This window comes from Streptomyces sp. NPDC006544 (assembly GCF_040611715.1).
Taxonomy (GTDB): Bacteria; Actinomycetota; Actinomycetes; order Streptomycetales; family Streptomycetaceae; genus Streptomyces.
Genome location: NZ_JBEXOV010000163.1, coordinates 1 through 10,421 on the forward strand (window position 1 = coordinate 1; position 10,421 = coordinate 10,421).

Sequence of the window (10,421 nt, forward strand, 5' to 3'; positions counted from 1 at the left end):
CACTTTCGCAACAGACCCTAGTGGACTGGTCCAGTAGTCATGGTGGTGTCTGGCGTGGTAGCCGTCAAGGTCCACCCGGGCCCGGACGCACGAAAGCGCCCCCTCCCGCCCGAAGGCGAGAGGGGGCACTGTGCTGTGCGGTCAGGAGATGCCGTACCACTGGCTGGCCCAACCCGTGTTGATGATCGTGGTCGTCTGCGAGGACAGGGTGAGCGAGCCCGGCAGCGACGTCTGAGCGGACAACATGTTCGAGTAGCGGAGGTTCGGCGCGGTCAGCCCCGCGTTGACGCTGATACCCGCGCCCGAGGCCTTGAACGTGAGGCTGTTGGTCGCCCATGTGCCATTCAGCAGCATCGCGATGAGGTACGTCCCGGCCGCCGCACTGAACGGCGTGACCAGCGGCAGCGCCTTCGCCGTCGCGCCCGTCATCAGAGACGAGCTGATGTCCGCCGTGACGCCCTTCAGCGTGCCGCCCGAGTCGTAGACGCCGAGGTAGCAGTTCGACAGGACCGCGGCCGCGTCGAGCCCGGCCAGCCCGATCCAGATGTTCGACCAGGTGATGTCTTCGCGGAGGATGATCCGTACCAGAGTGATCCGGCCCGCGACACCCGCGTTGCTCTGCGCGGTGACGTGCCCGGCCATGGTCGGATCGTACGTCCACGCCAGGAGCCCCTGGTCCTGCGGCCGGTCGGCCCAGGCTTGCTGGGAGACCAGCGTCAGGGCCGCCGTGGTGGCCGCGCCGATCGCAGCCGGGGTGACCGGGTCCGAGCCGCCGGACGCGTGCGAGGACGCGTGCGACGTCGGGGGCCGGGAGTTCGTCGTCGTCGGGTCCGTCGACACGAGAGCGATCGACGCCCCCGCGCCGGCCGCGCCGAGCGGCGGCTGCGGGCCCGTCGCGCCGGTAGCCCCCTGGACACCCTGCACGCCCTGGATGCCCTGCGCCCCCGCCGGGCCAGTCGCACCCGTAGGCCCAGCGGGACCGGTGGCGCCCGTCGCACCGGCCGCGCCGCGCACGTAGCCCGGGAGGCCCGGGTCGGCGACGACGAGATCCTCGATGTCGAGGGCCCCGACGCCGGACGGGACCTCGAAGTACCGCACCCGGATCGGGACCCCGGCGGCTGACTCGGTCAGCCGGTAGTAGCGGCCCGTCGCAGGCTCGATGCCCGGTTCGTCCGTCGGAAGCAGCGACGCCGACCAGTCGCCATCGGTGACGGTCACCGGATGGTCGGGGGCGGCCAGGACCCGGCCGCCGGACTCGTCGGTCCAGCGCCGGGGTACTGCGGAGAGGGTGACGGTGATGCCGGAGGCCGCCGCGTCGGTGAACAGGTTGTCCAGCGTCCCGGTGACGGTACGTCGGGCCACGGCGGGCCTCCTCAGTCGATCGAGTACGGGATGAGCTCGGGCGGTACCGGCTCGGGGTCGGTGCCGGCCTCGCGGAGCTGTCGGTGAGCGGACCGCAGGAGGCGCATGGCCTGCCGGAGATGCTTCTCCAGCGTGGAGACGCGGACGGTCTGCGCCTCGAACGCGGCGGTGAGGTTGTCGACCTTGTTTTCAAGGCTGCGAATCCGGCCCGCGAAGTGGGTGAAGATTTCCGGCGCCACCTCGAGAACCGGCGGCCCGTCACCTACCTCGACCGCTCCGGCCGTCTGCGGCTTGGGTGCGGACACCCGGGCTACGAGCACAGACCCGATGACCCCCACCACGGCTATGACCACTCCCAGCACGGTTCCCTCAGTGCCCATTCGGCGCTCCCTCCTCACACGGACAGCGCCTGCGACCCCCCGTCAGCGCGGCAACAACAACGATCAGCAGTACGGCTGCTAGGTACAGCGGGGCGGACGCCCAGGCGGTCCCGTAGGCGCCCGTAGCGGCCGAGCCAAGGAAGGCCAGCCCCCAGACGGCTGGCGGGAGGAACATCCCCGCGAAGCCCACTAGATCGCGGCCGGGACGAAGCGCGGCGGTGAGCACCCCGGCGAGTCCGCAGGCGATCCACACCCCGCCCCAACCTTGGACGCACATCAGGCGGATCACCGGGGCCGCCGCAGCGACGACCCCGGGGCGGGCGGTGACGACCAGGCCGACGCCGTACCAGATCCAGCAGGCGCCGACCCCCGCCAGAGCCAGGCCGCGCCAGCCGAGATGCCGCCACAGGGCGGCCAGCATCAGACTCCCTTGGCGAGGGACGCCGAGTTGGTCACGTCCCGCCAGCGGGCGACGAGCCCCTTGACGAGGGACACACCCGCCGCGACGCCGGCCATGGCGGCGGTCTGCCACATGGACACGTCGAGCGGGCTGGAGATGACGAGCGCGCCCACGAACGCCTGGAGGAACGTCGAGAGGACGCGCTCCACGAGGTCGCGGCCGTAGGTGGCGGCGGTCTTGACGACGGTGTCGGCGTTGGGGAAGAGATCAGACATGCGGGTCTCCTGGTCAGTCGATCACGGTGAAGCCGCGGGCGGTCCCGAGCTTCTGGAGGGTGGAGCGGCCCGGGATGCCGTCGGCGTCCGAGCCCTGGAAGCCGTGGCGGCGCTGCCACTTCGCGTAGGCGGCCACGGTCAGTGAGCCGAACGAGCCGTCGTGCGCGTACTGGTCGAGGAGCAGGCCCTCTCGGGCGAGCGCGACCTCAACGACGTTCACCTCGGCCGGGTAGGTCGTGCCGCCCTGCCGCAGGCCCGGATCCCGCTTGGCTGCGGCCACGATGTGAGCGAGGGACACCCGAACCTGCGGCGGTGCCGGCGCGGCCACCGTCGCGGACGCGGTGCCGCCTAGCTTCGGATCCGCGCTGATCGTGCCCTCATCGAACGCAGGGATCCCGTAGCCGTACGGGGAGTTCGCGCCGCGGCGGGGGCGGACGCGCAGGTACACGCCGTCGCCCTGGTAGGCGCCAGTCGTGTTCGTGTTGCCCTCGACGGTCCAGATGCTGTCCCCGTCGTAAGCGACGACGACGCCCACGTGGTCCTGGCCGTACGTGCCCATGTAGAAGAGGCCGCCCAGCACGGGGTAGTCGGTCCACTGGCCGCGCTTCTGCCACCAGCCGACGCCGGCCGCGCACGACGCGGTGATCGGGATGATGTCGCGGCCGCCGAGCTCGTCGGCAGCCCACGCGGTGAAGGTCGAGCACCAGGCTTGGCCCTGCGACCATTCCAGGCCGAGCGTCTCGGGGCTGAAGCGCTGGATGTTGTTCCAGTTGCCGTTCTTGTCGCGGCCTTCGTGATAGCCGGTCTGTGAGCGGAGCAGGTTGACGTAGGCGGTGCGGGAGAGTCCCATCAGGCCTCCAGGGCATGAGAAAAGCCCCGGCCAGGAGGCGCGGGGCTTGGGGTCGGGGCTGGCTACCAGCCGGGCGGGAGCCTGCGGGCGGGGCCCCGGGGGGTGTCGAAGCGGTCGGCGTCCGATCGCGGCGTACACGAGCAGGAGCCCCCCTTGCCCGGGCCCTTGCACGACGCCTCGTGCAACTGGGACGCGAGATCCGGGGTGAGAGCGTGATCCGCGCACCCGAACACCGGCTCGGTGTCGCCGGTGTTGCCCTTGGCGCGCCGCCACTGCACGACCGCAGCGGCACCGCACGTACCGCACGCCGCGCTCATGTGTGAATCCTCTCGACGTACAGCATGCACGCGGACTCGTTCGCATATGAGGTGCTGAGAGCGCCCCCAGAGTTCTGTCCGGCCGCGCCCTCCACGTAGTCGCCGACGGCGAGCAGGAGGATGTGTGACGCCTCCACGATGCCGTTCAAGGTGCCCGAGCCGCACAGATTCGCGGCGCCCTGGATGAAGGCGCCGTTCTTGTGGATGCGGGCACCCCGGCTGCCGGTGGCGTTCGCGGCGAAAGCCGCCCGGACGGTGACCCGGTACCAGCCTGCGAGCTGGCAGGTGTACCGGCTGGTGTTGGTGACCAGGGAGTGCCCGTTGTACGGGTCCGTGATCTCCGCGTCGTAGGTGATGACCCCCCAGGCTCCGTTCGCGACGCTCTGGGTCACCGTCTGCTGAAGCACCGCGATCGGTGGATCCTCCAGCCGGTCGAGCATCTGCGCAGTGATGGTCTGGCCAGCGACTACGGCCACGACGTCTCCTCTCTAAAGTGCGGTCACGGCCGGATGGGCAAGCCGGACATCGGCGTCGGCGAGCTGGGCTTTGACGACCCCGTTGACGGAGCGGGTCACGGTGAACGTCTGCGGCGACGAAGCCCCGGAGACGGCCGTGACGGTCATGACCTCGCCGCCGACACTGATGTCGAACGGGGTAGCGCCCGAGGTGGCCCACAGTGGGCCGTCCGACGTCGCCACCGACAGGCTCGTCGCCGTCGACGTCACCCCGGACACGAGAGTCGAGCCAGCCGTATCCGCCCGGCCGAAGACCAGATCGTCGGCGATCGCCACATTCCACGGGCCCGCCGGCGAGCACGAGAACGTGATCGTCCACTCCAGCGTCTTCCACACCTCCGCGGCACCCTCGACCATGAGGTCTACCGGGCCGGGCGGCAGCCAGGCGGGCAGGTCGGTGATGCGGATGATGTCGCCGGGGCGGAGCGAGGCCACCGTCGGGATCAGCTCTGGATACCGGTGGAGGTAGATCCGCACGCTGGGGTAGCGGGGCTCGTCCCAGGTGCCGCGGTGACGTAGCCACGTCGCGATGTACGGGAGCTGGGCGTCCGTCTCGACGTTCAGTGTCTGCGCGTCGTCGTACACGCCTACCCCGTCAGGCGGGGCGGCCGTCGACAGAGCGCCCTCCGTCAGGATGGCGCGCGCCGTGGACCCGCCCTGCCTGGACACACTGCGGTCGTTGCGGACCTGCCGGTCGTCATCGACGGGCTCCAGCGGCGGGGCGAGCTGCCCGTACGGGATGGTCAGCTTGGGGGCCCGGCTGTACAGGGTCTGGCGGGTCCGATAGAACAGTGCGGGCTGCTCTCGGTCCTCGAAGAGAATTCCGCCGTCGGCAGCTTCGCATTCGGCGACCAGGTCCAGGAGCTTATTCGGGCGCTGCGGGCCCATCGGTGTCGATGTGCCGAATCCGGAGTGCGCAATCGTGATCGGTACGCTCTCCTCGGTCCCCAACCGCAGCAGCCGGGTAGCGGCCGTCTCCCCCCGGTATCCGTTGTCGGCGCTGCCCCACACGCTGGTGTCTGAGCTGGGGAAGACGCCGAGATGCCCAATTTTCATGCCTGCCAGCAGCGGCCCGACCTGGGTGTCAATGCTGACGACGCTGCCGGGAGTCCCGGCGATGCTGAAATTCCATTGGACACCAGCGGATTCGACGTCGACAAATCCGAGATGAAAATCCGTGTTGCCACCGTTGGCTTGAGCGGTGCAATCGAAACGGAACCACCGTCCGGGCCCGTACACCGCACTGTTTCCGAAAACCTGGCTCGTGATGAGGCCGCCGCCGGAGGCGTAGAGGTCCACCACGACGGCTGTGGCCGTGAACTGGAAGACGATGCCCTGGGCGGTGCCGTTCGTGCTGAACGCGAGCCAGACAGACGACGAGGCGGGTCGCGCGTCCAGGGAGTACAGCATGGACACCATGTAGCCGTTGGTGGGGCTGGTGTAGGCGGGTACCGGGCCCTGCATGATGGCCGCGTCTCCGACCACGGGGAGGGGCCCCGAGCCGGGGCAGGTGTCGTCCTGCCCGAACCCGAGGTCGACGACGGGCAGGGGGGCGCAGCCGTCGATCGGCGAGTAGGCCTGGACCGAGTCGCGGCCGTCTTCCATCGGCCAGTACGCGACCGGCCCCTTGGTTGGCAGCTGACGGACCAGTGTGGAGGCTAGGGCCTTATCCCCCTGGCCGAGGCGGCGCAGGATCCCGGCCGCTTCCACCGGGGTGGTGACGTCGTGGCCGCTGGCCCCCCAACGTGGCGTCCACGATGAGGCTTCCAGGACGCCCCGGATACGCCGCGAGGTGATTTCGGCGCCGTTCACGACCGTCCAGGTGCGGCCCGCCGCGTCGGCGAAGCTTGTCGCGCCAGCAGTCTGCGCACCGAAGTCGGGGTTGGCGACGGCCGTCCCGCCGATGCCGTTGCGGATCTCTGCGGCGTGAATCTCGCGGGAGACGTTGTGGAACGGTGACAGTGCGACGTCGCCGATCTCCACAGGCTGCGTGGAGTTGAAGATGGACGTGGTGCCGGTCCCGGTGACCGTGGTGCCGAGCTGTGTCCAGGGCCCGGCGATGCTGGTGGCGGTGTAGTAGGTGAGGTCCCAGCCGCCGGCCCCGTTGTTGACGTCGAGGGTGACGCGGACCGCGCCGCGCTCGCCGGGGGCGAACGGGACGCGCCGTGTGGATATGTTGCCGAGGTCTGTGATGCCGTCTGCGGACCAGCGCAGGAGCAGCCCGGAACTGCCGCAGAGGAAGATCCAGGAGCGCTGGCCGGAGGCCCCGTACTTGCCCGCGATCTCCCAACTGGAGTTGAGGTGGGCGCCCTCCCATGCGGAGGGGGTCAGCTCCACCCTGATGTCGATGTCGCCGGTGATGTCGAGGCTGGCGTGATCGGGGGTGGTGGCGCCCCCGGCGACGCCGCTGGGGACGACGAGAGCCTTGGGCATGCCGCCGTGGGTGAGCCGCAAGGGGGTGTTCCGGCCGAGCTGCCCGTAGTACGGGCTGCCAGGGTTCCGGCTGGAGTACTTGCCGTCGGTGTTGAGGAGGCTGAGGGAGAGCGCCGCAGGATCGGTACGCGACCCCTCCCCCCGGCGCCCCCAGCTGTAGCGGATGCCCTCCTCCTGGAGCACGTCGTCGGTGGCGTCCGTCCATGTACCGCCGATCTGAAGCTCGACGCGGGTATCGGGTACCGCCATGTGAGCCTCCTAGCCGAACGCGGTCTGGACGCTGCCGCGCCCGTCGACCTGGACGATTTTGCGGATGAAAGCTTTGACCTCGTCGGGGCCCGTGACCTCGACGATTACCCGGGTCGGAGCGGCGCCCCCGGCCATGCCGCCGCCCGCCCCGACCGTCATCCCGGGAAGAGCGCCGGTGAGGCCGCCGAGCTGCGCCTGAAGTGCCGGAGTCTCGTCTGTGATGCCGCGCTGGAGGCCCTGCATGAGGAGGCGGCCAGCGGGCCGCAGGATCCTGGCGTCGACCTCGGCCGGGCCCTTCCAGTCCGGCAGCATGCTCGTTACCCCGGACAGCGTCGACCGGATGGAACCGACCTTCGACTTGATGCCGTCGACGAGACCCCGGATCAGCGAAGCGCCCGCGTTCCACAGCACAGACCCCAGGTCCCCCAGCGCCCGCGCGGCCTGGCCGGGGATCTCCCGAATCCGCTGGATGGCTTCGTCGCGCTTCTGCCTGACGCCCTCGTTGAAGCGGCCGCCGGCCTCCTGGATACGCCCCCACAGCACGGGCCCCAGGCTGGCGAGCGCGGCACCCGCACGCCCCGGGAGTTCGATGAGGAGCCGGACGAAGTAGTCGACCGCCCCGGACACCATGGTCTTGGCGGCGGCCCAGGCCCCGGAGAAGTCGCCCTTCAGGAGCGCCACGATGGCCTGGATCGCGGGCATGACCACGGTGGTGATGACGCGGCCCAGTTCGCCCGCGAGGATCGTCGCGAGTTTCGACACCCAGCCCATCGCGGTGATGAGCGCGGGCGTCATGCGGGTCAGGACGTTCGCGACGAGGAGGATCAGCTGCGAAATGACCGGGGCCAGCGCCACGAGGAGCTGGGCGAACATCCCGGCGAGCTGGGCGATCAGCGGCGCCAGCGTGGTCATCTGCGCCGAGATGATCGGCATCACGGCCTGCACCAGCACCATCAGGGCGTCCACGATGGGCTGGATGACCGGGATGAGCGCGGCGAGGATGGGTTCCAGCGCCGACATCAGGATCCCGGCGAGCTGGGAGACGAGCGGCGCGAGCGCCTTGAAGACCCCTGCGACCAGGCCGAGGAGCGGGGTCAGTGCGGGCAGTAGCTGCGCGACGAGGGACCCGATGACGGGGAGCAGCGGGGCGACCGCATCGAGGAGGGCGCCGACCGCGACGGCGGCGACTTCCAGGACGGGGCCGAGTGCGCTGATGACCGGCCCGAGGGCGGCGCCTAGGAGCGTGATGATCCGCTGGATGGGCGGGCCGAGTGCGGTGAAGACCGGCGCGACGGCCTTGAGGGCCTGGGTGAGGAGCGGGCCGATGGTGCTGGCCAGCGTCGACATCGTGGTGAAGATGGCCTTGAGGCCGGCCTGAACGGCCGGGCTGGCGAAAGCTTCAGCGATCGCGCCGGTGATCTGGGTGAGGACTCCGAGAAAGTCCCCGCCCGTCGTGTGCGCGGCAGAGAAGACGGAGCCCAGGATCGATCCGACGTTGCCGATGACCTCGAACAGCTGCTTGAAAACGGTGATCGCGTCCTCGATCACCTGCTCCATCGCGCCTGAGTGGAAGGCCGTGCTGAGCTTCTCCCCGATCGAGGAGGCTCCAGCGCCAGCCGCCGCAGTGAGCCGCCCGAACGCGGGGGCCGCAGCCGCTCCGATCTCGCCCAGAGCGAGGACGATTTCAGCCGGGATGTGGGCCAGGTTGTAGAGGCCAGTATTCGCGCCGCTGATGGCCTGGCCAAGGACACCGGTCTTGGACATGCTGATGGCCACGTGGCCAATGTTTTTGCCCATCAGGTTCAGGGCGCCGGCGGTGTTCGTGAGGCCGTTCTTCAGGATGGGAAGGGTGGTCTTGCCCATCTCCTTCAGGATGCCGTCGAGGCCCTGGAACAACCTCTCCTGCACGCCCTGCTGAAGGGCTTTCAGCTGCGGCTGAAGGGCACGGACTTCGCCCACGAACGCGCGCGCGGACGGGCTCAGCTTCTTGAGGGCCTCGGCGTACGCCTCAGGGTCGGACGGGTCGAGTGCGGCGGACACGGCGTCGCTGACACCGACCATGCCCAACTTCAAGGCCTTCGTCGCCAGGACCACCGCGAACAGGCCCGTCGCCGCGACACCGGCGGCCGGTGCGATCTGCGCCACCGTGGCCGCCAGACCGGCCACCAGCGGGACAGCCGTGCCGATTGCAGCGCCGACCTTGGCGAAGCCCATGGCGACACCGCCGATACGGCCCGCCAGGGAGCCGAGCCGGTCGGCGTGGATGTTGATGTTGCGCAGGCTGCTCACGGCCCGGCCGAGACGGGCGCCGAGGGAGTCGCTCAAGTCGTCCGCCGCGCGCGCCAGGGCCCGGAAGCGCATGGCCATGGTGCGGGTCTCGACCTCGACCACGGCGGTGGTCTCCGTGGTCTGCGTGGAGACGTCCTCAAGGGCGTTCTCAACGGTCTGGAGCGCCCGGTCCATGACTGCGGATTCGGTGATGAACCGGCCAGCGAGGTTCCGCAGGCGGCCGCCGGCGTCAACGGCGAACCCCTCGGTGCTCAGCTGGGCGCGGGCCAGACCGCGCACCAGGTCCGATTCGTCGGCGCGGACGACCGCGACGAGCTCACCGATTGTCATGGCCATGGGGGCGCCCCCTTCGAGGTCAGCTGCGAAGGGCAGCGCGGATCATGGCGTCGTCATCGATCACGGCGAGCTGCTTGCCGGCCAGCCGCATGAACGTGGACTCCGCCGGCAGGCCGTACAGGTAGGCGCGGAAGGTGCGGCGACTCAGCCGCGCGAGGTCTTGCGGGCCGAGGCCGTAGCGCGCCCGGAAGTCGCCTTCGAGCGCCCACCAGTACTGGCGGATGAGGCGCGCCTCGCGGCTCGGTTCGGGGCGGTCGCCTGGGCTTTTCCCTCGGCCTCGGCCTTCCTGACCATGTCGTGGGCTTCCGCGAAGGTCACGGGGCTGCCGCTGGCGTGCGCGAGGCCCCAGGCCAGGGCGACCTGAAATTCGGTCAGGCCCATGCCGTTGGTCTTCCAGGCCGAGAGAGTGTCCGGGCCGACGTCGAAAAGGAGAGCGACGAGCTCGGCGATGTCTTCCTCTCGCTCGGAGTCCTGGAGGTCGGACATCCGCTGCTCCAGCACCATCGGCACGTCGACCGGGACCCGGACGGTGACGCCGCGGATGGTCTCCGTCCGGGAGCCACTGACCTCAGCCCAGTACGCATCGAAGGAGTCCGGCGCCTTGCGTGCCGTCACGACTTGACCGCCGTGGTGGACGGGCCAGAGCGGGTGAACGTCGCCGACCAGGACACCTCGTCGTTGTTGCCGCCGCCCTGATCGCCGAGCGTGATCCGGGCCTTCGTGAACACGACCCACGAGGTGTCCGTGACGTGCGCGTACCGGAACCCGGTCAGGGAGTCCGGGCCGAGGCGCTCGTTCATGCCTTCGACGATGGTCTGACCCGGGTCGAGAGCGAAAGTCACGGGGTCGCGCAGCCGGAAGCCCTCCAGCTGGATGCTCTTGCCGATCTGCATCTTGTAGGACTCGGACTGACCGGCGCTGCCGAAGGTGGTGACGTCGGTGGTCTCCTCCTCCTCGCTCTTGGTCCACGTGTTGATCGCGCCGATCGCGATGTCCACCCAGGTGCCGGGCGCGT

General features: G+C 69.9%; 11 protein-coding genes. All 11 read right to left on the reverse strand.

The annotated features are described in order from the left end of the window. Nucleotides 1-141: 141 nt before the first annotated feature. Nucleotides 142-1,362, reverse strand: a complete 1,221-nt coding sequence (locus tag ABZY44_RS36250) for a hypothetical protein (RefSeq protein WP_356661562.1) — start codon at nucleotides 1,360-1,362, stop codon at nucleotides 142-144. 11 nt (nucleotides 1,363-1,373) lie between these two features. Beyond that, the gene (locus ABZY44_RS36255) at nucleotides 1,374-1,742 is read right to left on the reverse strand and encodes a hypothetical protein (protein WP_356661564.1); all 369 of its coding nucleotides are present in this window, start codon (nucleotides 1,740-1,742) and stop codon (nucleotides 1,374-1,376) included. Continuing rightward, a complete protein-coding gene (locus ABZY44_RS36260; protein WP_356661566.1) occupies nucleotides 1,732-2,163 on the reverse strand; it encodes a hypothetical protein in 432 nt (143 codons plus the stop codon). Before ABZY44_RS36260 ends, ABZY44_RS36255 begins: the two co-directional genes overlap by 11 nt. Next, nucleotides 2,163-2,417, reverse strand: coding sequence for a hypothetical protein (locus ABZY44_RS36265; RefSeq protein ID WP_356661568.1), 255 nt, complete (start codon nucleotides 2,415-2,417; stop codon nucleotides 2,163-2,165). The genes ABZY44_RS36260 and ABZY44_RS36265 overlap by 1 nt, the downstream gene beginning before the upstream one ends. A gap of 13 nt (nucleotides 2,418-2,430) precedes the next feature. After that, a complete protein-coding gene (locus ABZY44_RS36270) occupies nucleotides 2,431-3,267 on the reverse strand; it encodes a peptidoglycan-binding protein (protein WP_356661570.1) in 837 nt (278 codons plus the stop codon). A gap of 62 nt (nucleotides 3,268-3,329) precedes the next feature. Continuing rightward, the gene (locus ABZY44_RS36275; RefSeq protein WP_356661572.1) at nucleotides 3,330-3,584 is read right to left on the reverse strand and encodes a hypothetical protein; all 255 of its coding nucleotides are present in this window, start codon (nucleotides 3,582-3,584) and stop codon (nucleotides 3,330-3,332) included. After that, on the reverse strand, nucleotides 3,581-4,060 hold the full coding sequence (locus ABZY44_RS36280) for a hypothetical protein (protein ID WP_356661574.1): 480 nt from the start codon (nucleotides 4,058-4,060) through the stop codon (nucleotides 3,581-3,583). Before ABZY44_RS36280 ends, ABZY44_RS36275 begins: the two co-directional genes overlap by 4 nt. 12 nt (nucleotides 4,061-4,072) lie before the next feature. Beyond that, on the reverse strand, nucleotides 4,073-6,781 hold the full coding sequence (locus ABZY44_RS36285) for a hypothetical protein (RefSeq protein ID WP_356661576.1): 2,709 nt from the start codon (nucleotides 6,779-6,781) through the stop codon (nucleotides 4,073-4,075). Between the two features lie 9 nt (nucleotides 6,782-6,790). Then, entirely contained in the window at nucleotides 6,791-9,406 is a 2,616-nt protein-coding gene (locus ABZY44_RS36290; protein WP_356661578.1) for a hypothetical protein, read from the reverse strand. Nucleotides 9,407-9,550: 144 nt separating this feature from the next. Continuing rightward, nucleotides 9,551-10,021 (reverse strand): hypothetical protein, encoded by a 471-nt coding sequence (locus ABZY44_RS36295; protein ID WP_356661580.1) that lies wholly within the window; start codon nucleotides 10,019-10,021, stop codon nucleotides 9,551-9,553. Then, a partial coding sequence (locus ABZY44_RS36300; RefSeq protein ID WP_356661582.1) for a hypothetical protein occupies nucleotides 10,018-10,421 on the reverse strand: 404 nt, incomplete at its 5' end. The genes ABZY44_RS36295 and ABZY44_RS36300, both read right to left, overlap by 4 nt.